Genomic DNA, 26,467 nt, shown 5'->3' with positions numbered 1-26,467 from the left:
TAACAGACAAACAGATTGGAGCAAAGAATGGCTCAAGTACAAGGCAAGATTGTTCAATGTATCGGCGCCGTGGTGGACGTGGAGTTCCCACGTGACCAGATGCCCAAGGTGTACGACGCCCTGAAGCTGGAAGGCTCGGCCCTGACTCTGGAAGTGCAGCAGCAGCTGGGTGACGGCATCGTCCGTACCATTGCGCTGGGTTCTTCTGACGGCCTGAAGCGCGGCCTGATGGTGACCAACACTGGTGCTGCCATCAGCGTGCCCGTGGGTCCCGCTACCCTGGGCCGTATCATGGACGTGCTGGGTAACCCCATCGACGAACGCGGTCCCGTGGATCAAACCACGACTGCTTCCATCCACCGCAAGGCTCCTGCATACGACGAACTGTCGCCTTCGCAGGAACTGCTGGAAACCGGTATCAAGGTGATCGACCTGGTTTGCCCCTTCGCCAAGGGTGGTAAGGTGGGCCTGTTCGGTGGTGCCGGTGTGGGCAAGACCGTGAACATGATGGAGTTGATCAACAACATCGCTAAGGCACACTCGGGTCTGTCCGTGTTTGCTGGTGTTGGTGAGCGTACCCGTGAAGGTAACGACTTCTACCACGAAATGTCTGACGCAGGCGTGGTGAACCAGGAGAACCTGGGCGAGTCCAAGGTGGCCATGGTTTACGGCCAGATGAACGAGCCTCCAGGAAACCGTCTGCGCGTTGCGCTGACTGGCCTGACCATGGCTGAAGCCTTCCGTGACGAAGGCCGTGACGTGCTGTTCTTCGTGGACAACATCTACCGTTACACCCTGGCTGGTACCGAAGTGTCCGCTCTGCTGGGTCGTATGCCTTCTGCCGTGGGTTACCAGCCTACACTGGCCGAAGAAATGGGCCGCCTGCAAGAGCGTATTACTTCCACCAAGGTGGGTTCGATTACTTCGATCCAGGCCGTGTACGTGCCTGCTGACGACTTGACCGACCCCTCGCCAGCGACCACTTTTGCGCACTTGGACTCCACCGTGGTGCTGTCCCGTGACATCGCTGCTCTGGGTATCTACCCTGCTGTGGACCCTCTGGACTCCACCAGCCGTCAGCTGGACCCTCAAGTGGTTGGCGAAGAGCACTACAAGGTGGCTCGTCAGGTGCAAGGTACGCTGCAGCGCTACAAGGAACTGCGTGACATCATCGCAATTCTGGGTATGGACGAGCTGGCCCCTGAAGACAAGCTGACAGTGGCACGCGCTCGTAAGATCCAGCGTTTCCTGTCGCAGCCTTTCCACGTGGCTGAAGTGTTTACCGGCGCTCCTGGCAAGTACGTGCCTCTGGCCGAAACCATCCGTGGTTTCAAGATGATTGTTGCCGGTGAGTGCGACCATCTGCCCGAGCAGGCGTTCTACATGGTCGGTACCATCGACGAAGCCTTCGAAAAGGCCAAGAAGCTGGCTGCTTAATTGCCGTGAAGACCGGGGTGCAAGCCTCGGTTTTCCTCGCAAAAAAGCCCAGTCCCACCTTTTCAAGGAGCAAAGATGAACACCATCCATGTTGATGTGGTCAGCGCAGAAGAATCCCTGTTCTCGGGTGAGGCACGCTTTGTGGCTCTGCCCGGTGCAGCAGGCGAGTTGGGCATTTTGCCCAAGCACACTCCGCTGATCTCTCGCATCAAGCCCGGTTCCGTGCGCATCGAACTGCCCGATGGCAGCGAAGAGTTCATCTTCGTGGCTGGCGGCATTTTGGAAGTGCAACCCAACTGTGTGACCGTGCTGTCCGACACCGCCATCCGTGGCAAGGATCTGGACGAAGAAAAAGCACGCGCTGCACAGGCGGCTGCCGAAGAAGCCATGAGAAACGCCAGCAATGACGTGGATCTGGCCAAGGCCCAGTCTGAACTGGCTGTGCTGGCAGCCCAGATGGCCGCCCTGCGCAAGTTCCGCGGCAAGCACTGATCTGCTGCAAAGCCGAACCAAAAAAGCCACCGCCAGGTGGCTTTTTTATGTGTATTACACCAAAAAAAGGAGCTGCCAGCGCAGGTGGCTTCTAGCTTTCAAAGATAAATATATTTGAAACCCTTGATCTACAAGCGCTAGAAGCTCTTATTTTTAGAGTGCTGCGTGTTCTGGGTGATCGAAAAGAATTTTTCGGCTTTTGTATCCTTTCGCCAGCTCTCCCTAGATGGCAGTGATGCCTCGGAATGCCGCGGTTGAAAAGAACGTTTCAATCTTTGGCAAATCGCCCCTGCACCACAGGTGCATTCGGCAGACCTGCATCTGGCTCCACAGCGGTGTGTGCATCGCGTGGGAAGTGCGTGGCGAGCAGCTCCGTCACACGTACCAGAGCGGTTTCCATGCCTTGCGCAAATACTCCGTGTTGAAACGACTGGCGCATGTCCTGCACCAGCGCCTGCCAGGTAGCTTCCGGCACCGCACGTGCCAGCGCGCGGTCAGCGATGATTTCAATCGCATGGTCGGCCAAGAGCAGGTAAATCAGGACACCATTGTTGTGTTCCGTATCCCAGGTGCGCAGCTTGCCAAACAGGCCAATGGCACGTTCGCGTGCGCTGGCATCGCGCCAGATGTAGCTGTAGGGCAGACCGCCTTCCACACACAGGCGAATCTGTCCGGTGTGCAGGCGCTCGCTGTGTGCAACCTGCTGTTCCAGATGCTGCAGCACTTGTGCTGGGAAAGCGTGAGCGACGGCGTTTTCTGACCAGCGGTGGCGCCATAGACGGGCAATGCGTTGACTGAGCGTTGTCATGGCTTACCACCTCCCGGAGGCACCGCCGCCCCCAAAACTGCCGCCGCCACCGGAGCGAAATCCACCGCCGCCAAAGCCGCCGCCTCCGAACCCACCACCACGGCCGCTGCCGAAACCGCCGCCGCCAATAAAGGGGCCGCCACCACCGCCCTTGCCACTGTTGGAGAGCAAGGTCAACAGCAGGGCCACCACGGCGGCCACACCTGCCAGCAGCAGGCTGGCGGTGAACAGATAGGCCAGCAAGCCAGTGCCGCCGCCCACCAGAAGCGAGCCGAACTTGTTGCCAAAAATACGGCGAATGACAGGGCCGATCACCATCACGCCAAAGAACAGAAAGATGGCCAGCCCTTCCAGATCTGCCTCGTCTGCATGGCTGGGCTGTTGCGACGGTGGTGGCAGAGCTTCGCCTGCAATCCGGGCGCCCACCTGGTCAATCGCCGCCAGAATGCCGCCTGTGTAATCGTCTTGGCGAAAGTGAGGGGCCATTTGCTGGTCAATGATGCGTGCTGCCACCAGATCAGGAATGGCGCCTTCTAGCACGCGAGCCACTTCCATGCGCATGCGTCGGTCATCCTTGGCAATGACGATCAGCAAGCCATCACCCACCTCCTTGCGGCCTATCTTCCAGTCGCTGGCGACGCGGTGGGCGTAAGGCGCAATGTCTTCAGGAGCAGTGGTCGGGACCATGAGCACCACGACCTGCGAGCCTGATTGTTCTTCCAGACTGCGCAGACGTGCTTCGATGGCTGCGGTCTGCTCTGCGCTCAAAGTGCCCGTCTGATCGATTATGCGGGCCGTCAGCGCCGGCACGGGCTGCAAGGGCTGAGCAAGCACAGCCTGCCATGGCAGCAGAGCAGCAAAAATAAGAGCTGCCAGCGCCCGCCAGATAAGCGTTAAAGCCATATTTGCTTCCTCATCCATCCTGCTGCCTGTGGGCGGCTGCATGGCCTTATTTGCTGCCAAAGTCCACGGTGGGTGGGCGCGAGATTTCCGCTTCGTTCTGCACCGTGAAGCTGGGCTTGGGGTCATAGCCAAACACCATGCTGGTCAGGTTGGTGGGAAAGCTGCGCGCCAGCACGTTATATTCCTGCACGGCCTGGATGTAGGCATTGCGTGCTACGGTGATGCGGTTTTCCGTGCCTTCCAGCGTCACGCGCAGATCGCGAAAGGCCTGGTTGGCCTGCAGCTGCGGGTATTGTTCGGCTACGACCATCAGGCGCGACAGCGCGCTGGACAGCTCACCCTGGGCCTGCTGGAATTTTTCAAAGGCGGCAGGGTCGTTGATCAGCTCGGGGGTGGCTTGAATGGAGGTGGCCTTGGCGCGTGCGTCGATGACCTTGGTCAGCGTTTCCTGCTCGAAATTGGCCTCCCCTTTGACGGAAGCCACGATGTTGGGCACCAGATCGGCACGCCGCTGGTACTGGTTCAGGACCTCGCTCCACTTGGACTTGGTCGCTTCATCCAGACGCTGGAAATCGTTGTAGCCGCAACCTGTGAGCGCGGACACTACCAGCACGGTGGCAAGCATGCGTTTCATAGAGTGTTTCCTTATGAGATGGGGCAAGCCGATGGCTGTCCATTGTGCATATGGGCGCAGCCGCAGTTTGTAGGGCAACAGAGCGCCAAGCATGGCGTGTTGCGGTTATCTTTGCAAGATCTGCAAGGGAGATACGCAAGCATGGATGACATCGTGAAACAAGCGCTGGCCAAGTGGCCGAATGTGCCTGCCTGCTGGGGCTGGCTGGGTCTGGACAGTCGCGGCCAATGGTGGCTGCGTGATGCGCAGACGCAGGCTCAGGGTGCTTTCCCGCAGAGCAAGGGCACGCGTGTGGAGCACGAGAAGCTGCTAGCCTTTATTGCCCGCAATTACGAGGCCAACGAGCACGGGGAATGGTTTTTTCAGAACGGCCCGCAGCGTGTCTATGTGGAACTTGAAAACACACCCATGGTGTGGCGTGTGCATGAGGCAGACAAAGTGGTCGCACACACAGGCATGCAGGCGCAGCAGGTGCAGCAATGCCTGATGGATGAAGACGGCAGGGTCTATCTGCTGTGCGATGGCGTGCTGGGATTGGTGCATTCACAGGACATGCTGCAGGTGGCCCAGTGCATCGAAGCCGGTATCTGGGAGGTACAGGAAGCGCAGGCCGAGCAGCTACCGCAGCGTTTTGGCTTTGTGCGCAGCCCGCAGCAGATGCAGAGCGCATAAAAAAGGATCCAGAAAAAGGATCCTTTTTTTGTAGCGTGCAGCGCAGTATTACTGAGCGCTTTCACCTTCCTTGGCTTCAGGCTGTGGCTCTGGGAAGTTGGCGCCTGCCGCATTGGCCATGTAGGCCACAGCACGCGCAATTTCCAGATCATTGAAGTTGCCACCACCTTGTGGGGCCATGGCTCCCTTGCCCTTGAGCGCAGCTTGCACCAGGGCATCAAAACCTTGACCCAGACGAGGGCCCCATTCAGCAGCATCACCAAATTTGGGCGCGCCAGACACACCGGTTGCGTGGCAGGCAGCGCACTGGCCCTTGTAGACCTCTTCGCCATTGACCAGAGGGCGGTCAACATTGGAGCGAATCTCCACCGAGCCAACTTTTTGCAAGCGCTTGGCCTGTGCCAGCTCCGCAGCAGCGGAGTGCGAGACAGGTTCGTGCGATGACTTCAACAGGCTGACCAAACCAACGCACAGAACAAGTGCGAGAACTAGGGTAACAAGCAGTGGATTGAATTTTTTGTGAGAGCCTGCGTGGCCTTCTTGGTGGTGCTTTTCGCTCATGGCATCCTCAGGTGATCGTGGGCAGGAAAAACCAACGAAAAATTATATCGAGTCGGCTTTTTTTGCCTCTACCCAGAGTGCCCAAAGAATAGGCACTCTGGGGCAGAGTTGATGCACCTCAATGATTGTGGTCTTGAGGCTTGCCAAGGCTGGCTTGTGTCCAGCCACCACCCAGGGCCTTGTACAGGTTGATCTGATTCAGGCGCTGTGCCAGGCGCACCTGCACGTCAGCCTGCTCCAGCGCGAACAGGGAGCGCTGCGCATCCAGCAGGTCCAGATAGCTGGACACACCGTTACGGTAGCGCAGTTCGGCCAGTTGCAGGCGGCGGCGCTCGGCCTCGGTCTGCGCGAGCTGTGCAGCCTGCTGCTCGGCCAGTGCCGACTGGCTGTTGAGCGCGTCAGAAACTTCCTTGAAGCTGGTCTGGATGGCCTTTTCGTACTGCGCAACGGCGATGGCGCGTGTAGCCTTGCTGGCTTCCAGATTCGCGGTCAGACGACCCCCTGTGAAGATGGGCAGGTTCAGCGTAGGGCCTACATTAAAGCCCCAGGTACCGCTGTTAAACAGATTCGACAGCTCATTGCTGACGCTGCCGTACTGTGCGGTGAGCGAGATGCTGGGGAAGAAGGCCGCACGTGCCGCACCAATATTGGCATTGGCCGCCAGCAGCTGCTGTTCGGCCGCACGCAGGTCGGGGCGACGGGCCAGCAGATCCGAAGGCAGTCCAGCAGGGATGTCGGCCATGGGCGCGATATCCGCCAGCTTGCTGCCGGTCAGGCTGGCCAGAATCTCGGCCGGAATGGGCTGACCCAGTAGCAGTGTCAGGGCACTTTCATCCAGACTGCGCTGGCGCTTTTGCTGGGCATAGGTGGCGCGTGCCGCCTGTGCCAGCGACTCAATCTGGCTCAGATCCAGCGCCGACGTGACGCCTGCTTCATAGCTCAGCTGTGCCAGCTTGGCGGAGGCTTCGCGTGTTTCCAGCGTGCGGCGCGAGATGTCGAGCAGCTCTTCGTCCGCAATCAGCGTCAGCCATCCCTGGGCCACGCTGCTGACCAGGGCCAGCTCGCTGGCCTGGCGGCTGGCATCGGTCGCGAAGTATTGCGCCAGCGCAGCTTCCTTGAGGCTGCGCAGGCGGCCGAAGAAGTCAAGCTCCCAGGCAGAGATGGCCACACCTGCAGAGAAGGTGTTACCTAGGTCCCCAGTGACCTGGCTGTTGCCGCGGTTGGCGGAGGCTACGCCACCTACGCTGGGGAAAATCGCTGCGCGCTCAATCTGGAACTGGGCACGTGCTTTTTCCACATTCAGGGCAGCCACCCGCAGGTCGCGGTTGTTTTCCAGCGCAATGCGGATGAGCTGCTGCAGGCGTGGGTCGGTGAAATAGTCGCTCCATGCCATGGAAACGGGAGCCGCATCTGCCTGTGCAGCAGCCGGATAGGCATTGGGCACGGGCAGGGGCGGCGCCTCGTAGGCTGGGATCAGCGAACACCCTGCCAGGGTGCTCGCTGCGGCGAGAGTCAGAATACTCAGTGAATTACGCATGATGCTCCTCTGCTGTGCTGCCTGCAGTGGAGGCAGGGCCTTGCGGCTGATGGGGTTTGACCTTGAAGAAGCGCCGCACCACCACAAAGAAGACGGGCACAAAGAACACGGCCAGCAAAGTGCCCGTGAAAATGCCGCCCAGCACGCTGGTGCCAATGGCACGCTGGCTGGCAGCGCTGGCGCCGCTGGCCATGAACAGTGGCACCACACCCAGACCGAAGGCCAGCGAGGTCATGATGATGGGGCGGAAGCGCAGGTGGGCTGCCTCCAGCGCCGCGGCAATCACGCTCTTGCCTTCTGCCTGCAGGTCCTTGGCGAACTCGATGATCAGAATCGCGTTCTTCGCAGACAGACCAATCACGGTGACCAGACCCACCTGGAAGTAAATGTCATTGGAGTAGTTGCGCAGCAAGGTCGCCAGCAACACACCAATCACACCCAGAGGCACGACCAGAATCACGGACAGCGGAATGCTCCAGCTCTCATACAGCGCAGCCAGGCACAGGAACACGGCCAGGATGGCGAAGCTGTAGAGGATGATGGACTGCGAGCCTGCCAGCTTTTCCTGGAAGGACTGACCGGTCCACTCGTAGCCAAAGCCGTCAGGCAGCTGAGCCATCAGGCGCTGCACTTCTTCCATGGCATCACCCGTGCTGTAGCCCGGTGCAGGTGCCCCGGAAATTCGCATGGCCGGATAGCCGTTATAGCGCACGCTTTGCTGAGGACCCTTTACCCAGGACACGGTGGCAAATGCCGACAGTGGCACGGGCTGGCCCTGAACGTTCATCGCGTTGAGCTTGAGCAGCTCATCAGGCTGCATGCGCGCAGCTGCTTCTGCCTGCACGATGACGCGCTGCATGCGACCGCGGTTGGGGAAGTCGTTCACGTAGGACGAGCCCATGGCCGTCGAGATGACAGCATTGATGCTGTCAAACGGCACACCCAGTGCATTGGCCTTTTCGCGGTCGATGTCCACGCGGATCTGTGGTGCATCTTCCAGTCCATCTGGACGCACTTGCGCCAGGATGGGGCTTTGTGCCGCCATGCCGAGGAACATGTTCCGTGCGTTCACTAGTGCTTCGTGACCAAGATCGGCACGGTCCTGCAGGCGTACGTTAAAGCCAGCAGACATGCCCAGCGCGGGGATGGGCGGTGGGCTCAGTGCAAACACAATGGCATCGCGGATACCGCCTGTGGCAGCCATGATGCGCCCGGCAATGGCTTCGGCCTGCTCGCCTGGTTTGGTGCGTTCGTCCCAGTTTTTCAGCGTGACAAAGCCCAGACCAGCGTTCTGGCCCTGACCCGAGAAGCTGAAGCCCACCACGCTGACCATGTCGGTGACTTCAGGCTGTGCCAGCACGAACTTTTCGACCTGCTCGACAACTGCCTCAGTGCGCTCAGCGGTTGCACCCGCAGGCAGCTGGACGTTGACGATCAGCGTGCCCTGGTCTTCATTGGGCAGGAAGGCCGTGGGCAGACGGTTGTAGAACAGGACCACGGCACCAATGATGGCCACGTAGATCAGCATGTAGCGACCTGCGCGGTGCAGCATGTGATTGACAGCGCCTTCGTAGCGCTTGGCGCTCTTGGCGAAGCTGCGGTTGAACCAGGCAAAAAAGCCCTTGCCTTCCAGGTGGTGACCAGCCTTGACAGGCTTGAGCAAGCTGGCGCACAGCGCAGGCGTGAGCGACAGCGCCATGAACGCCGAGAAAGCGATCGAGGCCACCATCACCGTTGCAAACTGGCGATAGATATTGCCGGTAGAACCACTGAAGAAAGCCAGCGGTACGAACACCGAGATCAGCACCACTGTCACGCCCACAATCGCGCCAGAGATCTGGCCCATGGCCTTGCGCGTGGCCTCCTTGGGCGGCAGACCTTCCTCGCTCATGATGCGCTCGACGTTTTCCACCACCACGATGGCGTCGTCCACCACGATACCGATCACCAGCACCATGCCAAACATGGTCAGCACGTTGATCGAGAAGCCCAGCGCCAGCAGTGTTGCAAACGTACCCAGTAGGGCCACAGGCACTACGACGGTTGGGATCAGTGTGTAGCGCCAGTTCTGCAGGAACAGGAACATCACCAGAAACACCAGCACCACGGCTTCAATCAGCGTATGGGCCACCTTGGTGATCGAGATGGACACAAAGGTTGAGCTGTCGTAGGGGATGGACCAGGTCATGCCTTGGGGGAAGAACTGCTGCAACTGCTCCATCTTGGCGCGTACTGCCTGGGATGCAGCCAGAGCATTGCCGGAGGGCGAAAGCTGCACACCAATGCCCGCCGCAGGATGGCCGTTCAGACGTGCCGATGTGGCATAGCTCTGGCCACCGATTTCCACGCGAGCCACATCCTTGAGGCGTACGGTGGAGCCGTCTGTATTGGCACGCAGAATGATGTTCTGGAAGGCCTCCACCGTACCGAGCTGGCCGGGGATGGTGACCGTAGCAGTAATGGCCTGGCCAGGCAGGCTGGGCAGATCACCAATGGAGCCACTGGATACCTGCGCATTCTGTGCGCGGATGGCACTGATGACCTCAGCAGACGACAGCTTGAAGCCTTCCAGCTTGCCGGGGTCCAGCCAGATGCGCATGGCCTGTTCGGTACCAAACAGCTGCACCTGGCCTATGCCAGGCAGGCGCTGGATTTCTGGCACCACGTTGCGCGATGCGTAGTCACCCAGGCGCACCACATCCCATTCGGGGTCTGAGGTGGCCAGCATGGCAAACAGCAGAAAGTCCGATGCGGACTTATCGACTGTGACACCCTGCTGCGTCACGATGGAGGGCAGGCGCGGCGTGGCGCGCGCCAGCCGGTTCTGTACGTCCACCTGGGCCAGTTCAGGGTCAGTGCCTTGCTCGAAAGTGATGGTCAGTGAGCCTGTACCGTTGGACTGGGCGACCGACTCCATGTACAGCAAGCCTGTGGCGCCGTTCATTTCGCGCTCGATCACCGCCAGCACACTTTCTTCCAGTGTCTGTGCAGAGGCGCCAGGATAGGCTGCACTCACCACGATGGAAGGCGGTGCGACAGGTGGGTACTGCGCAATAGGCAGCTGGGTGATGGCAACTGCCCCCAGCACGCTGATAAATAGCGCCACCACCCATGCAAAAATGGGACGCTCAATAAAGAATTTAGCCATGTGACAAGGTCCTCGTGCTTACTTGGCCGTGGCTGCAGGGGCTTGAGAAGCGGGCGCAGCAGACTCTGCAGCACCTGACTTCCATGGAACGGGCTTTACAGCCGTGCCCGGTGGCATCAGTTGCAGTTTCTCCAGACCATCCACGACAACCTGTTCACCAGGCTGCAGACCTTCCTGAACAATCCATTGGTTGTTTTGCGCCATGCTGATCTGCACATTGCGTGTGCTGAGCTTGCCGTCCTTGTCCAGAACGGTCACGGTATTGCCTTGCTGGGTGCGTGTCACGGCCTGCTGGGGCAGAGCGATCACGTTATCAGCCTTGGCGGCTTCCATGCGGATGCGCACGTACAGACCAGGCAGCAGCAATCCTTTGGGGTTGGGCACTTCTGCACGCAGCGTGACTTGGCCCGTAGTGGGGTCTACCGAAATATCGCTGAACAGCAGCTTGCCGTTGAGTTCGTACTCCGTGCCATCATCGAGCAGCACTGTGACTTCTGTGGCCGCTTTGCCAGCAGAGGTGTATTGTCCATCACTCAAAGCCTTACGCAGCTTGAGAGAGTCGGCTGCAGACTGGGTGAAGTTCACGTAGACAGGGTCAATCTGCTGAATCACGGCCAGCGGTGTTGCAGTACCTTGACCTACCAGCGCACCTTCTGTGACCAGCGCCTGCCCAATACGGCCAGAGATGGGGGCGGTTACACGTGCGTAGTCCAGATTGATCTTGGCGCTGCGAACGCTGGCCTTGGCTGCAGCCACTTCCGCCTGAGCCTGCTTTTGTGCGGCTTCTGCGTTGACGAAATCCTGCTTGCTAATGGCATTGGCTTCCACCAGCGGGCGATAGCGTTCGAGCTGCGAGCTGGTCTGCTGTAGATTTGCTTCTGCACGAGCCAGTGCAGCCTGGGCGTTCTGCAGCGCTGCTTCATAAGGCGCTGAATCAATCACGTACAGCAGCTGTCCAGCCTTGACATCCGAGCCTTCGGCAAAAACGCGTTTTTGCACGATGCCCGCGACTCGTGCGCGTACTTCCGCGACACGCGAAGCATCCACACGGCCTGGAAGCTCTGTCATTACCCCCACTTGTGTGGGTTGCACCGTAATAACGCCGACAGGCAGTGCAGGAGCGCCTTGGCTGGCTTGTGGAGCCGGGTCTTCTTTGCTACAGGCGGTCAGAGCGAGGGCGCATGCTAAAGCCAAAGGGGCTGGGCGCGCGCAGCGCAGCCATGTGAGGGCATGCCTCAGTGGAAGTGATTTCATGGAAGTCCTTCTGGATAACTCAGCGTAAAGATACTGAAGTGCGTTGCGGCAAAGAGTCAGTAAACTCCGTATTTGCATATACATACAATCATGTATGTATCTTGGCGAGGATTTTAAACGCTAGCAGATGTTGCGCCTAGGATGTGCAGGAAAGGATAAGGGAAATGGTGCGTAGAACCAAGGCAGACGCAGAGGCAACACGCGATCAGTTATTGGATGCGGCGCAAACTGTTTTTTACGAAAAAGGAGTGGCCGGCGCCTCGCTTGCTGAAGTGGCTAAAGAGGCCGGGCTAACGCGTGGCGCTATCTATTGGCACTTTGAAGACAAGGTAGATTTGTTTAATATGCCTTGTTGCGCAGAACCACGCTGCCTTTTGAGCAGGCATTGCAGGCGGCGGAGATTGCAGACAGCAATTGCCCTGCTTTGGCGGTGGTTCTGGACGCTTTTCGCTTGGTGTTGTACAGCGTCAGTACGGATGAGGATACCCGGCGAGTTTTTGATATTGCCATCCATAAAACCGAGTGTGTGGGCGAGCTTCTGGCGGTGCGTGAGCGTCGTATGCAGGAAGCGCAGGAGTTTGTCATGCACATGGAGCATGTACTGAGCCAGGCAGCTGAACAGCAGCAACTGGAGCTGCGTATGCCTGTACTGAGTGCCGCCCGAGGCTTGCATGCCGTGTTCTGTGGCGTCTTGCATGCATGGCTGCTTTATCCGCAGGCTCCTTTTGCTCTAGAAGAAGAAGGGATGCTGGCAGTCTCTTGTTACTTGCAGGGCTTGGGTTTTCGTGTGGATGCAATAAAAAATGCGAATTTCCCGAAAAAAGGACAAAGTGCAGGTTAGAATTGCGCCTGCTGATTTTTACTGGTTCTCGTGCAGCAGGCGTCGAAAGCGGCTGTAGCTCAGTGGATAGAGTATTGGCCTCCGAAGCCAAGGGTCGTGGGTTCGATCCCCGCCAGCCGCGCCAAGAACCAAAGTTAAGAAAAATATGTAGCAGTATTTTTTGAGACTAAAAAATCGTGCTACAATTGAGATCTTCACGGAGAGGTGCCCGAGTGGCTAAAGGGGGCAGACTGTAAATCTGTTGGCTTACGCCTACACTGGTTCGAATCCAGTCCTCTCCACCATCTTTAGAGGTGGTTGAATATCTTGCATCGCAAGGCGATGCGCGCAAACACAAGGTTTGCGGGAGTAGTTCAATGGTAGAACCCTAGCCTTCCAAGCTAATGACGCGGGTTCGATTCCCGTCTCCCGCTCCAATAATTTGTATAAGTTTGCTGGAAGGCAGGCTTATGCCCATGTGGCTCAGTGGTAGAGCACTCCCTTGGTAAGGGAGAGGTCGGCAGTTCGATCCTGCCCATGGGCACCAGTTCTTTGGGTGCTTCTGTGTTAGATGGTTGCGCCGATACCTCGTTAGCATTTGGTTTTTTTCGGAGTCGAAAAAATGGCAAAAGAAAAATTCGAGCGTACCAAGCCCCACGTGAACGTGGGTACTATTGGCCACGTTGACCACGGTAAGACCACTCTGACAGCTGCTATCGCTACTGTGCTGTCCAAACACTTCGGCGGCGAAGCTAAGGACTACTCTCAGATCGACAACGCGCCTGAAGAAAAGGCTCGTGGTATTACCATCAACACTTCGCACGTCGAGTACGAAACTGCTACTCGCCACTACGCTCACGTGGACTGCCCCGGCCACGCTGACTATGTGAAGAACATGATTACTGGTGCCGCTCAGATGGACGGCGCTATCTTGGTTTGCTCCGCTGCTGACGGCCCTATGCCCCAGACTCGCGAGCACATCCTGCTGGCTCGCCAGGTGGGCGTTCCTTACATCATCGTGTTCCTGAACAAGTGCGACATGGTGGACGACGAGGAACTGCTGGAACTGGTGGAGATGGAAGTCCGCGAACTGCTGGACAAGTACGACTTCCCCGGCGACGACACTCCTATCATCCGTGGCTCTGCCAAGCTGGCCCTGGAAGGTGACCAGTCTCCTATCGGCGAGCCTGCTATCCTGAAGCTGGCTGAAGCGCTGGACTCCTACATCCCCACACCTGAGCGTGCTGTGGACGGCGCATTCGTGATGCCTGTGGAAGACGTGTTCTCGATCTCCGGTCGTGGTACCGTGGTGACCGGTCGTGTTGAGCGCGGCATCATCAAGGTCGGTGAAGAAATCGAAATCGTGGGTATCCGCGAAACTCAAAAGACTACCGTGACCGGCGTGGAAATGTTCCGCAAGCTGCTGGATCAAGGTCAGGCTGGCGACAATGTGGGTCTGCTGCTGCGCGGCACCAAGCGTGAAGACGTGGAACGCGGCCAGGTGCTGTGCAAGCCCGGCTCCATCAAGCCTCACACCAACTTCACTGCTGAAGTGTACGTGCTGAGCAAGGATGAAGGCGGCCGTCACACTCCTTTCTTCAACAACTATCGTCCTCAGTTCTACTTCCGTACAACTGACGTGACCGGCTCCATCGAGCTGCCAGAAGGCAAGGAAATGGTGATGCCTGGCGATAACGTCTCCATCACTGTGAAGCTGATCGCTCCTATCGCTATGGAAGAAGGTCTGCGTTTCGCTATCCGCGAAGGTGGTCGTACTGTTGGCGCCGGCGTGGTTGCTAAGATCATTGCCTAATTGATTCGGGTTTAGGGGTATAGCTCAATTGGCAGAGCGTCGGTCTCCAAAACCGAAGGTTGTAGGTTCGATTCCTACTGCCCCTGCCACCATGTAGTGGTAACACCAAGCCCGCCAGGAACTGGCGGGCTTCAGTGTCTTGTGCTGCAAGATCATTTGCAGCAAGAAAAGTGAGATATGGCCACATCACAAGTTGAGACAGTTAGCACCGGTGCAGACAAAGCCAAGCTGATCGCAGCATTGGTTTTGGTGATTGCTGCTGTGGCTGGCTTTTATCTGTTGTCGCAGCATGGACCTGTTGCGCAGTGGGGCGTCTTGGTTGTCGGGTTGCTCGCTGCGGCCGCGACATTTTTTGTCTCCGAGTCCGGCAAGCAGTTGCTCGCTTTCGGAAAAGACTCGTGGAAAGAAGTCAAGAAGGTAGTGTGGCCAACTCGCAAGGAAACCTTGCAGATGACCGCCTACGTTTTTGGTTTTGTAGTGGTCATGGCACTGTTTCTGTGGCTGACGGATAAAACGCTTGGATGGGTTCTGTACGATCTCATTTTGGGCTGGAGAAGCTAATGACTGATGCGATCGAACCTTTGTCGGGTGAGGCAGCTGCGTCTGTTCCTGTCAATCCTGATCTGCGCTGGTATATCGTCCATGCTTACTCGGGCATGGAGAAGGCTGTAGAGCGCAATATTACCGAGCGCATTAATCGCGCTGGTATGCAAGATAAGTTTGGTCGTATCTTGGTTCCCACCGAAGAAGTGGTGGAAATGAAGAACGGTCAACGCAAGACCACCGAGCGTCGCCTGTTTCCAGGCTATGTCTTCGTCGAGATGGTCATGGATGACGATACTTGGCACCTGGTCAAGCACACCAGCAAGGTTACTGGCTTTGTGGGTGGGGCCAAGAACCGTCCCGCTCCCATTTCTGAGGCTGAAGTCCAGAAGATTGTGAGCCAGATGGAAGAAGGCTCTGAAAAGCCTCGCCACAAGATTGAATTCATGGTGGGTGAGCTGGTGCGTGTTAAGGAAGGTCCATTCACGGACTTCAACGGCACTGTCGAGGAAGTGAACTACGAAAAGAGCCGTCTGCGCGTATCCGTAGCAATCTTTGGACGTTCTACACCCGTTGAACTCGAGTTCTCTCAGGTCGAAAAAACCTGAGGTACGTTTTTGGCCCCGCGTATTGAAATATTGGGGCTTTAACCCCGGGGAGCCGGGTCGTTTGACCTGGCGTTATTACCCGTAAGGAGCTAAACATGGCGAAGAAGATCGTCGGCTTCATCAAGCTGCAAGTGCCAGCTGGTAAGGCCAACCCATCCCCTCCAATCGGTCCTGCGCTGGGTCAGCGTGGCCTGAACATCATGGAGTTCTGTAAGGCATTCAATGCGCAGACTCAAGGTGTTGAGCCCGGTCTGCCTCTGCCCGTGGTGATTACTGCCTATGCTGACAAGAGCTTCACTTTTGTCATCAAGACTCCTCCCGCAACTGTGCTGATCAAGAAGGCCATCAAGCTGGACAAGGGTTCTTCGAACGCTCTGAAGGCAAAGGTTGGCAAGATCACCCGCGAACAGCTGGAAGAAATTGCCAAGACCAAGCTGAAGGACATGAACGCTGCTGACGTGGACGCTGCTGTGCGTACGCTGGCTGGTTCTGCCCGTTCGATGGGCGTGATCGTGGAGGGTTTGTAAAATGGCCAAGTTGACCAAGAAGCAAAAAGCCCTGCAGGGTAAGGTAGACACCACCAAGCTGTATTCGTTCGCTGAAGCTATTGCTCTGGTGAAGGAAGCCGCTACTGCCAAGTTCGATGAGTCTATCGACGTGGCTGTTCAGCTGGGCGTGGATGCCAAGAAGTCTGACCAAGTGGTGCGTGGCGCTGTGGTGCTGCCTCACGGTACTGGTAAGACCACCCGTGTTGCTGTGTTTGCACAAGGTGCCAAGGCTGAAGAAGCCAAGGCTGCTGGTGCTGACGTGGTGGGTATGGACGACCTGGCTGCACAAGTCAAGGCTGGTGACATGCCTTTCGACATCGTGATCGCTGCACCTGACGCCATGCGCGTGGTGGGTCAGCTGGGCCAGATTCTGGGCCCACGTGGTCTGATGCCTAACCCCAAGGTTGGTACTGTGACTCCTGACGTGGCTACGGCTGTGAAGAACGCCAAGGCTGGTCAAGTGCAGTTCCGCGTGGACAAGGCCGGTATCATTCACTCGACCATTGGTCGTCGTTCGTTCGACAGCGAAAAGCTGCAGGGCAACCTGGCTGCACTGATCGAAGCGCTGAACAAGGCTAAGCCTGCAACCAGCAAGGGTCTGTACCTGCGCAAGGTGGCGGTTTCCTCCACCATGGGTGTGGGTGTTCGCGTCGACACACAATCCATCGCAGCTTAATTGCTAAAATATTTGGCTTGCCTGTAAAAAGGCGAGCCGATGTGGTGGGCTACGCAGCTTGAAAAAGCCGCGTAGGTCATCCAAGACCGCTGGTGTGGCTTGCCACTTAATGATAGCGCCAGCGCAGATGGCGATCCCGCTGCAGATGGATGAATGTCCCTCTAACAGTTGGTCGCTGCAACAAGAGCGCGCATGCCGAGGTAACTGGGTATGCGCATTTGAAGGAGTAGACCTTGAGTCTGAATCGCAGTGAGAAAGAAGCGGTCATTAATGAAGTGACCAGCCTCGCCGCTAAAGCTCAAACGCTTGTGATCGCGGAATACCGCGGCATCACGGTCGCCGACATGACCAAACTGCGTGCTGATGCTCGTAGCAAGGGCGTGAGCTTGAGTGTTCTGAAGAACACACTGGCCCGTCGTGCTGTGTCCGGCAGCCAGTTTGAAGTGGTAGCAGACCAGATGACCGGTCCTCTGATCTATGGCTTCTCTGAAGACGCAATTGCTGCTGCCAAGGTAGTGGCTGACTTCGCGAAGACCAACGACAAGTTGGTGATTCGTGCAGGCGCGTTTGCAGGCAAGGCCCTGGACGTGGACGGCGTTAAGCAGCTGGCTAGCATCCCCTCTAAGGAAGTATTGCTCGCACAACTGTGCGGCTTGCTCATGTCGCCTATCTCGCGTACAGCCGTTGTGCTGGGCGCTCTGGCGGCCAAGAAGGGCGAAGGCGCGGAAGAAACTGCTGCTGCTTAATTGAGCGCGGCATCAACACACTAATTGTTAGGATATCAAAATGGCATTCGATAAAGACGCATTCTTGACCGCCCTGGACAGCATGACTGTTCTGGAACTGAACGAGCTGGTTAAGGCTATTGAAGAGAAGTTTGGCGTGAGCGCTGCTGCTATGGCCGCTCCTGCTGCTGGTGGCGCTGCTGGCGGTGCTGCTGCTGCTGAAGAAAAGACCGACTTCAACCTGGTGCTGGCTGACGCTGGTTCCAACAAGGTGTCCGTGATTAAGGTGGTTCGCGAAATCACTGGTCTGGGCCTGAAGGAAGCCAAGGACATGGTCGACGGCGCTCCTAAGGTTCTGAAGGAAGGCATGCCCAAGGCCGACGCTGAAGCAGCTGCTAAGAAGCTGACCGAAGCTGGTGCTAAGGCTGAGCTGAAGTAATTCAGTGAATTCCTGAGGCTGGAGTGTCCGAAAGGGCACTCCAGCTTTTGGCGCTTGTGGGTATGCTATTTTTTCCAGAGTGCACCAGAAAGCCAGAGTAGTCACGGTTTTCTAGTGTCTTCTGACATCTCGACAGCAGAAGATGCCTTGGTTCGGGCGATGTGCAACGCATCGTCGTCAGCCATGGTTGGTAGTGGCCAACCGCCAAGCCAGTAACGCAGCGTGCGTGCGCTGTACGTGCTGGACAGTGTCGTCGCAGACCCAGGACTCAAGTCTTTGCCCGGAGATCTCATGGCCTATTCTTACACCGAACGCAAGCGAATTCGCAAGAGTTTCGGCAGCCGCGATAGCGTGCTCGAAGTGCCTTACCTGCTGCAGATGCAAAAAGATGCATACACCGCATTCCTGCAGGCAGACGTACCGCCCCAAAAACGCAGCAATGAGGGCCTGCAAGCGGCCTTCAATTCCGCCTTCCCCATCGTCTCCCACAATGGTTTTGTGGAGATGAAGTTTGTTGAGTACAACCTTGCCAAGCCCACGTTTGACGTGCGAGAGTGCCAGACCCGTGGTCTGACCTACGCTTCGGCCGTGCGTGCCAAGGTGCAACTCATTATTTATGACCGCGAGTCTTCTACTGCCCAGTCCAAGGTAGTCAAGGAAGTGAAGGAGCAAGAGGTCTACATGGGCGAAGTGCCCCTGATGACTGACAAGGGCTCGTTCATCATCAACGGTACTGAGCGCGTGATCGTGTCGCAGCTGCACCGCTCGCCAGGCGTGTTCTTCGAGCACGACAAGGGTAAGACCCACAGCTCTGGCAAGCTGCTGTTCTCGGCACGCATCATTCCTTACCGCGGCTCCTGGCTGGACTTCGAGTTCGACCCCAAGGACCTGCTGTACTTCCGCGTGGACCGTCGCCGCAAGATGCCCGTGTCGATCCTGCTGAAGGCCATCGGCATGAACCCCGAGCAGATCCTGGCGCACTTCTTCGTGAACGATAACTTCCGTCTGATGGACAGCGGCGCACAAATGGAATTTGTGGCCGATCGTCTGAAGGGTGAAGTGGCACGCTTTGACATTACCGACAAGTCCGGAAAGGTCGTTGTCGCCAAGGACAAGCGCATCACTGCACGTCACACCCGTGAACTGGAGCAGTCTGGCACCAAGTACATCAGCGTGCCTGAAGACTTCCTGCTGGGTCGCGTGCTGGCCAAGAACATCATCGATCCTGACACTGGCGAAATCATTGCCAAGGCCAACGAAGAGTTGACCGAAGCCGTGCTGAAGAAGCTGCGCAGCGCCGGCATCCAGGACATCCAGTGCATCTACACGAACGAACTGGACCAGGGCGCCTACATCTCGCAGACCCTGCGTACTGACGAAACCGTGGACGAGTTCGCTGCACGTGTGGCTATCTACCGCATGATGCGCCCTGGTGAGCCTCCTACCGAGGACGCCGTGCAAGCGCTGTTCCAGCGTCTGTTCTACAACCCAGACACCTACGACCTGTCGCGCGTAGGCCGCATGAAGTTCAACGCTCGTGTGGGCCGCGATACGGCCGAAGGCCCCATGGTGCTGTCCAACGAAGACATTCTGGCAGTGGTCAAGCTGCTGGTGGATCTGCGCAATGGCCGTGGTGAAGTGGACGACATCGACCACCTGGGCAACCGTCGCGTGCGTTGCGTGGGCGAACTGGCCGAAAACCAGTACCGCACCGGTCTGGCACGTATCGAAAAGGCTGTGAAGGAACGTCTGGGCCAGGCAGAGCAAGAGCCTCTGATGCCTCACGACCTGATCAACTCCAAGCCTATTTCTGCAGCGCTGAAGGAGTTCTTCGGTGCATCGCAGCTGTCGCAGTTCATGGACCAGACCAACCCTCTGGCCGAAATCACCCACAAGCGCCGTGTTTCGGCCCTTGGCCCAGGTGGTCTGACCCGCGAACGTGCAGGCTTTGAAGTGCGTGACGTGCACGTGACCCACTACGGTCGCGTCTGCCCTATTGAAACGCCTGAAGGTCCAAACATTGGTCTGATCAACTCGCTGGCGCTGTACGCTCGTCTGAACGAGTACGGCTTCATCGAGACCCCTTACCGTCGCGTGGTCGATGGCAAGGTGACCATGGAAATCGACTACCTGTCCGCCATTGAAGAAGGCAAGTATGTGATCGCGCAGGCCAACGCCGAGCTCGACGCAGAAGGCCGTCTGGTGGGTGAGCTGGTGTCTGCCCGTGAAAAGGGTGAATCGACCCTGCTGTCGCCTGAGCGCGTGCAGTACATGGACGTGTCGCCTGCACAGATCGTGTCGGTGGCGGCTTCCCTGATTCCATTCCTGGAGCACGACGACGCGAACCGCGCGTTGATGGGTGCCAACATGTCGCGTCAGGCCGTGCCTGTGCTGCGTCCTGAAAAGCCTGTGGTCGGCACCGGTATCGAGCGCGTGGCAGCTGTGGACTCCGGCACCGTGGTGACTGCGCGTCGCGGCGGTATCGTGGACTATGTGGACGCAACCCGCATCGTGATCCGCGTGAACGACGCTGAAGCCGTGGCTGGTGAAGTGGGTGTGGACATCTACAACCTGATCAAGTATCAGCGTTCGAACCAGAACACCAACATCCACCAGCGTCCTGTGGTCAAGCGCGGCGACGTGCTGGCCAAGGGTGACGTGATTGCTGACGGCGCATCGACCGACATGGGCGAAATCGCCATCGGTCAGAACATGCTGATCGCCTTCATGCCCTGGAACGGCTACAACTTCGAAGACTCGATTCTGATCTCCGAACGCGTGGTGGCGGATGACCGCTACACCTCGATCCACATCGAGGAACTGGTGGTGATGGCGCGTGACACCAAGCTGGGTGCGGAAGAAATTACCCGCGATATCCCCAACCTGTCCGAGCAGCAACTGAACCGTCTGGACGAGTCCGGCATCATTTACGTGGGTGCTGAAGTGCTGCCCGGCGACGTGCTGGTGGGCAAGGTGACACCTAAGGGTGAAACCACGCTGACCCCTGAAGAGAAGCTGCTGCGCGCCATCTTCGGTGAGAAGGCTTCCGACGTGAAGGACACTTCGCTGCGTGTGGACCAGGGCTCGTCCGGTACCGTGATCGACGTGCAGGTCTTCACCCGTGAAGGCATCCAGCGTGACAAGCGCGCTCAGCAGATCATCGACGATGAACTCAAGCGCTTCCGTCTGGACCTGAATGACCAGCTGCGTATCGTGGAAGCTGACGCGTTTGACCGTATCGAAAAGCTCCTGATCGGTCGCGTGGCCAATGGCGGCCCCAACAAGCTGGCCAAGGGCGCAAAGATCGACAAGGCTTATCTGGACAGCGTCGAGAAGTTCCACTGGTTCGACATCCGTCCTGCCGAAGACGACGTGGCTGCACAGCTGGAGTCCAGCAAGAACTCGCTGGAGCAGACGCGCCACGAATTCGATCTGGCCTTTGAAGAAAAGCGCAAGAAGCTGACACAGGGCGACGAGCTGCCTGCTGGCGTGCTGAAGATGGTCAAGGTCTACCTGGCCGTCAAGCGCCGTCTGCAGCCTGGTGACAAGATGGCCGGTCGCCACGGTAACAAGGGTGTGGTCTCGCGCATCGTGCCTGTGGAAGACATGCCTTTCATGGCCGACGGCACCACTGCCGACATCGTGCTGAACCCCCTGGGTGTGCCTTCGCGTATGAACATCGGTCAGGTGCTGGAAGTGCACTTGGGCTGGGCCGCCAAGGGCCTGGGCCAGCGCATCGGCGACATGCTGCGTGACGAAGCCAAGGTGGCTGAAGTGCGTGCCTTCCTGGACGAGGTCTACAACAGCCGCGGCCGCAAGGAAGACCTGTCTCAGCTGAGCGACGACGAAATCATGCGCATGGCTGAGAACCTCAAGGACGGCGTGCCTTTCGCAACGCCCGTGTTTGACGGTGCTTCCGAGCAGGAAATCAAGGACATGCTGAAGCTGGCATACCCTGATGACTTGAAGGAGCGCAAGGGTCTGACCGAGACACGCACACAGGCTTATCTGTATGACGGCCGTACTGGTGAGCGCTTCGAGCGCCCCACTACCGTGGGCTACATGCACTACCTGAAGCTGCACCACTTGGTCGACGACAAGATGCACGCTCGTTCCACCGGTCCTTACTCGCTGGTGACACAGCAGCCTCTGGGCGGTAAGGCGCAGTTCGGTGGTCAGCGTTTCGGTGAGATGGAAGTGTGGGCGCTGGAAGCATACGGCGCCGCCTACGTTCTGCAGGAAATGCTGACGGTGAAGTCCGACGACGTGGTGGGTCGTACCAAGGTGTACGAATCCATTGTGAAGGGCGAACATGCGATCGAAGCCGGTATGCCCGAATCGTTCAACGTGCTGGTCAAGGAAATTCGTTCCCTGGGCCTGGACATCGAACTCGAACGTACCTAAGGCCTTAAAGAAAGTGAGCGCCTAGCGCTTGTCCATAAAGGATTTGCAAGGGGTTTCATATTGAAACCCTTGTCCTGCAAGCGCTAGCAGCTATAAATTTTGTGAAAAGGGAAAGAGTTACATGAAATCGCTACTCGACCTGTTCAAGCAATTCACGCCGGATGAGCATTTCGATGCCATCAAGATCGGCTTGGCTTCGCCCGAGAAAATTCGTTCCTGGTCTTTTGGTGAGGTGAAGAAGCCTGAGACCATCAACTACCGTACGTTCAAGCCCGAGCGCGACGGCCTGTTCTGCGCCAAGATCTTTGGTCCTATCAAGGACTACGAATGCTTGTGCGGCAAGTACAAGCGCCTGAAGCACCGTGGTGTGATCTGCGAAAAGTGCGGTGTTGAAGTCACGCAGACCAAGGTGCGCCGCGAGCGCATGGGTCACATCGACCTGGCAGCCCCTTGCGCCCACATCTGGTTCCTGAAGTCCCTGCCTTCGCGTCTGGGCCTGGTGCTGGACATGACACTGCGCGACATCGAGCGCGTGCTGTACTTTGAAGCCTACGTGGTGACCGACCCCGGCATGACCCCGCTGAAGAAGTTCAGCATCATGTCCGAGGACGACTACGACGCCAAGTGCCAGGAATACGGCTACGACGAGTTCACCGCCAAGATGGGCGCGGAAGCGATCAAGGAGCTGCTCGAGTCCATCGACATCGACAGCGAAATCGAGCGCCTGCGCAACGACCTGACTGGCTCTGAAGTCAAGGTCAAGAAGAACGCCAAGCGCCTGAAGCTGCTGGAAGCCTTCAAGAAGTCCGGTATCAAGCCCGAGTGGATGGTGCTGGAAGTGCTGCCTGTGCTGCCTCCCGATCTGCGTCCTCTGGTGCCTCTGGATGGTGGCCGTTTTGCCACTTCCGACCTGAACGACCTGTATCGCCGCGTGATCAACCGTAACTCGCGTCTGCGTCGTCTGCTCGAGTTGAAGGCTCCTGAAATCATTGCGCGCAACGAAAAGCGCATGCTGCAGGAAGCTGTGGACTCGCTGCTGGATAACGGCCGTCGCGGCAAGGCCATGACGGGCGCTAACAAGCGTGCCCTGAAGTCGCTGGCCGACATGATCAAGGGTAAGAGCGGTCGCTTCCGTCAGAACTTGCTGGGTAAGCGCGTGGACTACTCCGGTCGTTCCGTGATTACCGTGGGTCCTTACCTGAAGCTGCACCAGTGCGGTTTGCCCAAGCTGATGGCGCTGGAGCTGTTCAAGCCCTTCATCTTTGCTCAGCTGGAGCAGCGTGGCATTGCTACGACCATCAAGGCTGCCAAGAAGGAAGTGGAATCCGGCACACCTGTGGTGTGGGACATCCTGGAAGAGGTCATCAAAGAACACCCCATCATGCTCAACCGTGCGCCTACGCTGCACCGTTTGGGTATCCAGGCGTTCGAACCTATCCTGATCGAAGGCAAGGCACTGCAACTGCACCCACTGGTCTGCGCGGCGTTCAACGCTGACTTTGACGGTGACCAGATGGCTGTGCACGTTCCTCTGTCTGTGGAAGCACAGATGGAAGCTCGCGCACTGATGCTGGCTTCGAACAACGTGCTGTTCCCTGCTTCGGGCGAACCTTCCATCGTTCCTTCTCAGGACGTGGTGCTGGGTCTGTATCACGCCACCCGTGAAAAGATCAACGGCAAGGGCGAAGGCATGGTGTTCCTGGACACCAACGAAGTGCAGCGCGCACTGGACGCTGGTGAAGTGGAACTGCACGCCAAGATCAGCGTGCGTCTGCCTGAGTGGACCAAGAACAAGGAAACTGGCGAATTCGAAAAGAGCGTGAGCCTGGTGGAAACCACCGTGGGCCGTGCGCTGCTGTCCGAAATTCTGCCCAAGGGCCTGCCTTTCAGCCACATGAACAAGGCGCTGAAGAAGAAAGAGATCTCCAAGCTGATCAATTCTTCCTTCCGCAAGTGCGGCCTGAAGGCCACCGTGGTGTTCGCTGACAAGCTGCTGCAAAACGGCTTCCGTCTGTCGACACACGCGGGCTTCTCCGTGTCCATCGACGACATGCTGGTACCTCCACAGAAGGCCGATATCCTGGCTCGCGCAGAAGCCGAAGTGAAGGAAATCGAGCAGCAGTACGTCTCCGGTCTGGTGACCGCAGGTGAGCGCTACAACAAGGTGGTGGACATCTGGGGCAAGGCCGGTGACGACGTGTCCAAGGTGATGATGGACCAGCTGAAGGTTCAGAAGACCATTGACCGTCACGGCAACGAAGTGGACCAGGAGTCCTTCAACGCGATCTACATGATGGCGGACTCGGGTGCTCGTGGTTCGGCAGCTCAGATTCGTCAGCTGGCCGGTATGCGTGGTCTGATGGCCAAGCCAGATGGCTCGATTATCGAGACACCTATTACCGCGAACTTCCGCGAAGGTCTGAACGTTCTGCAGTACTTTATTTCGACCCACGGTGCCCGTAAGGGTCTGGCCGACACGGCGTTGAAGACTGCGAACTCCGGTTACCTGACACGTCGTCTGGTGGACGTGACCCAGGATCTGGTTGTGACCGAAAACGACTGCGGCACCCACAATGGCACGCTGATGCGCGCTATCGTGGAAGGTGGTGAAGTGATCGAATCCCTGCGCGATCGTGTGCTGGGCCGCACGACTGCGGAAGATGTGCTGCACCCCGAAAACCGTGAAGTGCTGCTGTCTGCAGGTACCCTGCTGACCGAAGACATCATCGAAGAGCTGGAAGCTCAGGGCGTGGACGAAATCAAGGTCCGCACTGCGCTGACCTGCGAAACCCGCTACGGTCTGTGCGCCAAGTGCTACGGCCGTGACCTGGGCCGCGGTGGTCTGGTGAACCTGGGTGAAGCTGTGGGTGTGATCGCTGCGCAGTCCATCGGTGAACCTGGTACCCAGCTGACCATGCGTACCTTCCACATTGGTGGTGCGGCTTCGCGTGCAGCAGTGGCCTCCAGCGTGGAAGCCAAGTCCAACGGTTCGATTGGTTTCAACGCCACCATGCGTTATGTGACCAACACCAAGGGCGAACTGGTGGTGATTTCCCGTTCCGGCGAGATCATCATCAGCGAAAACGGCCGCGAGCGTGAGCGTCACAAGGTGCCTTACGGTGCCATCCTGACCATCAAGCCTGATGAAGCCATCAAGGCCGGCAAGATCCTGGCGAACTGGGACCCTCTGACCCGCCCCATCATTACCGAATACGCTGGTCGCGTGAAGTTCGAGAATGTGGAAGAAGGTCTGACCGTGGCCAAGCAGGTGGACGATGTGACCGGTCTGTCGACCCTGGTCGTGATCGACCCCAAGCGTCGTGGTTCTACCAAGGTGGTGCGTCCTCAGGTCAAGCTGGTGGATGCCAACGACCAGGAAGTCAAGATCCCTGGTACCGACCACTCCGTGACCATCGGCTTCCAGGTCGGCGCGCTGATTCAGGTGCGCGACGGCCAGGAAGTGGGCCCCGGCGAGGTGCTGGCACGTATCCCTGTGGAAGGCCAGAAGACCCGAGACATTACCGGTGGTCTGCCACGTGTGGCCGAACTGTTCGAAGCACGTACGCCTAAGGACAAGGGTACGCTGGCCGAGATGACCGGTACGATCTCCTTTGGTAAGGAAACCAAGGGCAAGGTCCGCCTGCAGATCACTGATCTGGAAGGCAAGGTCTGGGAAGAACTGGTGCCCAAGGAGCGCAACATTCTGGTCCACGAAGGCCAGGTGGTGAACAAGGGTGAGCTGATTGTGGACGGCCCTGCCGATCCTCAGGACATCCTGCGTCTGCTGGGTATCGAAGAGCTGTCGCGCTACATCGTGGACGAAGTGCAGGATGTGTACCGTCTGCAGGGCGTGAAGATCAACGACAAGCACATCGAGGTGATCGTTCGCCAGATGCTGCGTCGCGTGGTGGTCGAGAACCCCGGCGACTCTACCTACATCGCTGGCGAGCAGGTGGAGCGTTCCGAGATCCTCAACACCAACGAAGCGCTGCAGGCCCAGGGCAAGATCCCCGCAACCTACTCCAACGTGTTGCTGGGTATTACCAAGGCTTCGCTGTCGACCGATTCGTTCATCTCTGCGGCTTCCTTCCAGGAAACGACCCGCGTGCTGACCGAAGCTGCGATCATGGGCAAGCGCGACGAGCTGCGCGGCCTGAAGGAAAACGTGATCGTGGGTCGTCTGATCCCTGCCGGTACCGGTCTGGCATACCACCAGGCACGCAAGGCCAAGGAAGCCATGGACGACGCCGAGCGTCGCGCCATCGCCGAAGCCGAAGCTGCTGAAATGGCTGCCGCTACGGATGACGCTGACGACAGTGCTGCTTAATCGCCACGCTGTGCCGCGTTAGGCGCATTGCGCTCCCTACTTGCCTCGCGGCGGGTAGGGAGCGTTTTTATTGGTACCTCTGGGTCGGGCTGGAACGATGTGGATACTTTCATTGGAG

Annotated in this window: 20 protein-coding genes, 5 tRNA genes and 1 pseudogene; 19 read left to right on the top strand and 7 right to left on the bottom strand. The window is 58.0% G+C overall.

Going from position 1 to position 26,467, the window contains the following annotated elements; genetic code table 11:
- The first annotated feature begins 27 nt into the window (after nt 1-27).
- Both atpD and B5M06_RS04740 read left to right on the top strand, forming a co-directional pair.
- Nucleotides 28-1,437: a F0F1 ATP synthase subunit beta gene (gene atpD, locus B5M06_RS04745; RefSeq protein ID WP_054065862.1), complete on the top strand. Its 1,410-nt coding sequence runs from the start codon at nt 28-30 to the stop codon at nt 1,435-1,437.
- 75 nt (nt 1,438-1,512) lie between these two features.
- Nucleotides 1,513-1,929: a F0F1 ATP synthase subunit epsilon gene (locus tag B5M06_RS04740; RefSeq protein WP_054065863.1), complete on the top strand. Its 417-nt coding sequence runs from the start codon at nt 1,513-1,515 to the stop codon at nt 1,927-1,929.
- Nucleotides 1,930-2,197: 268 nt separating this feature from the next.
- Here the strand turns inward: B5M06_RS04740 and B5M06_RS04735 are convergent, their stop codons facing one another.
- From B5M06_RS04735 to B5M06_RS04725, 3 genes are read right to left on the bottom strand one after another with little or no spacing between them, the layout of a single operon-like run.
- Nucleotides 2,198-2,737, bottom strand: coding sequence for a TPM domain-containing protein (locus B5M06_RS04735; RefSeq protein WP_054065864.1), 540 nt, complete (start codon nt 2,735-2,737; stop codon nt 2,198-2,200).
- Nucleotides 2,738-2,740: 3 nt separating this feature from the next.
- Complete coding sequence (locus B5M06_RS04730) at nt 2,741-3,640, bottom strand: TPM domain-containing protein (RefSeq protein ID WP_054065872.1); 900 nt, start codon at nt 3,638-3,640, stop codon at nt 2,741-2,743.
- A 46-nt stretch (nt 3,641-3,686) separates the two neighbouring features.
- A complete protein-coding gene (locus B5M06_RS04725) occupies nt 3,687-4,274 on the bottom strand; it encodes a LemA family protein (protein WP_054065865.1) in 588 nt (195 codons plus the stop codon).
- A 141-nt stretch (nt 4,275-4,415) separates the two neighbouring features.
- Between B5M06_RS04725 and B5M06_RS04720 the strand changes: the two genes are divergently transcribed.
- Entirely contained in the window at nt 4,416-4,946 is a 531-nt protein-coding gene (locus B5M06_RS04720) for a DUF2946 family protein (protein ID WP_054065866.1), read from the top strand.
- Between the two features lie 48 nt (nt 4,947-4,994).
- Here the strand turns inward: B5M06_RS04720 and B5M06_RS04715 are convergent, their stop codons facing one another.
- From B5M06_RS04715 to B5M06_RS04700, 4 genes are all read right to left on the bottom strand, one after another.
- On the bottom strand, nt 4,995-5,396 hold the full coding sequence (locus tag B5M06_RS04715) for a c-type cytochrome (protein WP_240183999.1): 402 nt from the start codon (nt 5,394-5,396) through the stop codon (nt 4,995-4,997).
- Between the two features lie 229 nt (nt 5,397-5,625).
- On the bottom strand, nt 5,626-7,044 hold the full coding sequence (locus tag B5M06_RS04710; RefSeq protein WP_054065868.1) for an efflux transporter outer membrane subunit: 1,419 nt from the start codon (nt 7,042-7,044) through the stop codon (nt 5,626-5,628).
- Nucleotides 7,037-10,192, bottom strand: coding sequence for an efflux RND transporter permease subunit (locus B5M06_RS04705; protein ID WP_054065869.1), 3,156 nt, complete (start codon nt 10,190-10,192; stop codon nt 7,037-7,039). Before B5M06_RS04705 ends, B5M06_RS04710 begins: the two co-directional genes overlap by 8 nt.
- An 18-nt stretch (nt 10,193-10,210) precedes the next feature.
- Nucleotides 10,211-11,446 (bottom strand): efflux RND transporter periplasmic adaptor subunit, encoded by a 1,236-nt coding sequence (locus tag B5M06_RS04700; protein ID WP_054065870.1) that lies wholly within the window; start codon nt 11,444-11,446, stop codon nt 10,211-10,213.
- Nucleotides 11,447-11,610: 164 nt separating this feature from the next.
- Between B5M06_RS04700 and B5M06_RS17360 the strand changes: the two are divergent.
- From B5M06_RS17360 to rpoC, 16 genes and pseudogenes are all read left to right on the top strand, one after another.
- Nucleotides 11,611-11,730: pseudogene (locus tag B5M06_RS17360) on the top strand (TetR family transcriptional regulator); the annotation flags it as partial.
- 65 nt (nt 11,731-11,795) lie between these two features.
- Complete coding sequence (locus B5M06_RS04695) at nt 11,796-12,287, top strand: TetR family transcriptional regulator C-terminal domain-containing protein (protein ID WP_240183998.1); 492 nt, start codon at nt 11,796-11,798, stop codon at nt 12,285-12,287.
- 48 nt (nt 12,288-12,335) lie between these two features.
- Nucleotides 12,336-12,411: transfer RNA gene (locus tag B5M06_RS04690), tRNA-Arg, on the top strand.
- A 74-nt stretch (nt 12,412-12,485) separates the two neighbouring features.
- Nucleotides 12,486-12,571, top strand: a tRNA-Tyr gene (locus B5M06_RS04685).
- Nucleotides 12,572-12,629: 58 nt separating this feature from the next.
- Nucleotides 12,630-12,703 (top strand) — tRNA-Gly (locus tag B5M06_RS04680).
- 35 nt (nt 12,704-12,738) lie between these two features.
- A tRNA-Thr gene (locus B5M06_RS04675) sits at nt 12,739-12,813 on the top strand.
- 75 nt (nt 12,814-12,888) lie between these two features.
- Nucleotides 12,889-14,079 (top strand): elongation factor Tu, encoded by a 1,191-nt coding sequence (gene tuf, locus B5M06_RS04670; RefSeq protein ID WP_054065871.1) that lies wholly within the window; start codon nt 12,889-12,891, stop codon nt 14,077-14,079.
- 13 nt (nt 14,080-14,092) lie between these two features.
- A tRNA-Trp gene (locus tag B5M06_RS04665) sits at nt 14,093-14,168 on the top strand.
- Nucleotides 14,169-14,256: 88 nt separating this feature from the next.
- The gene (gene secE / locus B5M06_RS04660; protein WP_054065715.1) at nt 14,257-14,640 is read left to right on the top strand and encodes a preprotein translocase subunit SecE; all 384 of its coding nucleotides are present in this window, start codon (nt 14,257-14,259) and stop codon (nt 14,638-14,640) included.
- Nucleotides 14,640-15,230, top strand: coding sequence for a transcription termination/antitermination protein NusG (nusG, locus tag B5M06_RS04655; protein WP_054065714.1), 591 nt, complete (start codon nt 14,640-14,642; stop codon nt 15,228-15,230). The genes secE and nusG overlap by 1 nt, the downstream gene beginning before the upstream one ends.
- A gap of 95 nt (nt 15,231-15,325) precedes the next feature.
- A complete protein-coding gene (gene rplK, locus B5M06_RS04650; RefSeq protein WP_054065713.1) occupies nt 15,326-15,757 on the top strand; it encodes a 50S ribosomal protein L11 in 432 nt (143 codons plus the stop codon).
- A gap of 1 nt (nt 15,758) precedes the next feature.
- Nucleotides 15,759-16,454 (top strand): 50S ribosomal protein L1, encoded by a 696-nt coding sequence (rplA, locus tag B5M06_RS04645; RefSeq protein WP_054065712.1) that lies wholly within the window; start codon nt 15,759-15,761, stop codon nt 16,452-16,454.
- Between the two features lie 233 nt (nt 16,455-16,687).
- Nucleotides 16,688-17,200 (top strand): 50S ribosomal protein L10, encoded by a 513-nt coding sequence (gene rplJ, locus B5M06_RS04640; protein ID WP_054065711.1) that lies wholly within the window; start codon nt 16,688-16,690, stop codon nt 17,198-17,200.
- A gap of 40 nt (nt 17,201-17,240) precedes the next feature.
- The gene (gene rplL, locus B5M06_RS04635) at nt 17,241-17,618 is read left to right on the top strand and encodes a 50S ribosomal protein L7/L12 (RefSeq protein ID WP_054065710.1); all 378 of its coding nucleotides are present in this window, start codon (nt 17,241-17,243) and stop codon (nt 17,616-17,618) included.
- Nucleotides 17,619-17,909: 291 nt separating this feature from the next.
- A complete protein-coding gene (rpoB, locus tag B5M06_RS04630) occupies nt 17,910-22,022 on the top strand; it encodes a DNA-directed RNA polymerase subunit beta (RefSeq protein ID WP_054065709.1) in 4,113 nt (1,370 codons plus the stop codon).
- A 121-nt stretch (nt 22,023-22,143) separates the two neighbouring features.
- Complete coding sequence (rpoC, locus tag B5M06_RS04625) at nt 22,144-26,349, top strand: DNA-directed RNA polymerase subunit beta' (RefSeq protein WP_054065708.1); 4,206 nt, start codon at nt 22,144-22,146, stop codon at nt 26,347-26,349.
- The last annotated feature ends 118 nt before the right edge of the window (nt 26,350-26,467 follow it).

Source organism: Comamonas kerstersii, assembly GCF_002056725.1.
Taxonomy (GTDB): domain Bacteria; phylum Pseudomonadota; class Gammaproteobacteria; order Burkholderiales; family Burkholderiaceae_C; genus Comamonas; species Comamonas kerstersii.
Note: the sequence above shows the minus strand (reverse complement) of the source record. Positions and strands in the feature narration are given on the sequence as shown.

Coding starts and splice junctions, on each gene's coding strand:
- B5M06_RS04725 (WP_054065865.1), bottom strand. CDS start 4,274: ATGAAACGCATGCTTGCCACCGTGCTGGTAGTGTCCGCGCTCACAGGT.
- rpoB (WP_054065709.1), top strand. CDS start 17,910: ATGGCCTATTCTTACACCGAACGCAAGCGAATTCGCAAGAGTTTCGGC.
- rplL (WP_054065710.1), top strand. CDS start 17,241: ATGGCATTCGATAAAGACGCATTCTTGACCGCCCTGGACAGCATGACT.
- rplK (WP_054065713.1), top strand. CDS start 15,326: ATGGCGAAGAAGATCGTCGGCTTCATCAAGCTGCAAGTGCCAGCTGGT.
- nusG (WP_054065714.1), top strand. CDS start 14,640: ATGACTGATGCGATCGAACCTTTGTCGGGTGAGGCAGCTGCGTCTGTT.
- rpoC (WP_054065708.1), top strand. CDS start 22,144: ATGAAATCGCTACTCGACCTGTTCAAGCAATTCACGCCGGATGAGCAT.
- B5M06_RS04730 (WP_054065872.1), bottom strand. CDS start 3,640: ATGGCTTTAACGCTTATCTGGCGGGCGCTGGCAGCTCTTATTTTTGCT.
- B5M06_RS04740 (WP_054065863.1), top strand. CDS start 1,513: ATGAACACCATCCATGTTGATGTGGTCAGCGCAGAAGAATCCCTGTTC.
- atpD (WP_054065862.1), top strand. CDS start 28: ATGGCTCAAGTACAAGGCAAGATTGTTCAATGTATCGGCGCCGTGGTG.
- B5M06_RS04720 (WP_054065866.1), top strand. CDS start 4,416: ATGGATGACATCGTGAAACAAGCGCTGGCCAAGTGGCCGAATGTGCCT.
- rplA (WP_054065712.1), top strand. CDS start 15,759: ATGGCCAAGTTGACCAAGAAGCAAAAAGCCCTGCAGGGTAAGGTAGAC.
- B5M06_RS04735 (WP_054065864.1), bottom strand. CDS start 2,737: ATGACAACGCTCAGTCAACGCATTGCCCGTCTATGGCGCCACCGCTGG.
- B5M06_RS04705 (WP_054065869.1), bottom strand. CDS start 10,192: ATGGCTAAATTCTTTATTGAGCGTCCCATTTTTGCATGGGTGGTGGCG.
- B5M06_RS04710 (WP_054065868.1), bottom strand. CDS start 7,044: ATGCGTAATTCACTGAGTATTCTGACTCTCGCCGCAGCGAGCACCCTG.
- tuf (WP_054065871.1), top strand. CDS start 12,889: ATGGCAAAAGAAAAATTCGAGCGTACCAAGCCCCACGTGAACGTGGGT.
- B5M06_RS04700 (WP_054065870.1), bottom strand. CDS start 11,446: ATGAAATCACTTCCACTGAGGCATGCCCTCACATGGCTGCGCTGCGCG.
- secE (WP_054065715.1), top strand. CDS start 14,257: ATGGCCACATCACAAGTTGAGACAGTTAGCACCGGTGCAGACAAAGCC.